The sequence below is a fragment of the Niastella vici genome (assembly GCF_002077945.1).
Taxonomy (GTDB): domain Bacteria; phylum Bacteroidota; class Bacteroidia; order Chitinophagales; family Chitinophagaceae; genus Niastella; species Niastella vici.
In genome coordinates this window covers 1-405 of sequence record NZ_LVYD01000027.1, presented here as the reverse complement: position 1 = coordinate 405, position 405 = coordinate 1, and the positions used below count along the sequence as shown (strand labels likewise).

The following is a 405-nucleotide window of genomic DNA, read 5'->3' as shown; positions in this document are numbered from 1 at the left end:
CCATTCAGTCCTTCCAGATTTGATTTTGAACATATCCAGTAAAATGATTTTGCCGGTTGCTACACGCTGCAATTTTATTAAGGAACTAAAGCCTTATGTTATTACAATTTGTTCAAAAATCAAATCATTCAAAAATGAAAACATTAATTTTTTCCGCATTCATATTTGCTGCCCTTTCATTTTTAGCAAGGGCCAATTATAATAATTCGCTCCATATCGTAACAAGGGTAGACAATACAACTCACGAGTCGCCTTTATCACAGTTACTTACGCTGTATTACGATATTAAAAATGCACTGGTTAAGGGTGATGCTAATACAGCCGCTACAAAAGCCGGCGAGTTTGTAAAAGCAATCAATGGCGTTGACATGAAAAAGCTTCCCGAAGCTGACATGAATGCCTTTA

1 protein-coding gene is annotated in these 405 nt (G+C 36.3%); it reads left to right on the top strand.

The annotated features are described in order from the left end of the window. Positions 1-134 precede the first annotated feature (134 nt). Positions 135-405 (top strand): DUF3347 domain-containing protein (locus tag A3860_RS09580; protein WP_158085184.1); only part of this gene is annotated, 271 nt, incomplete at its 3' end.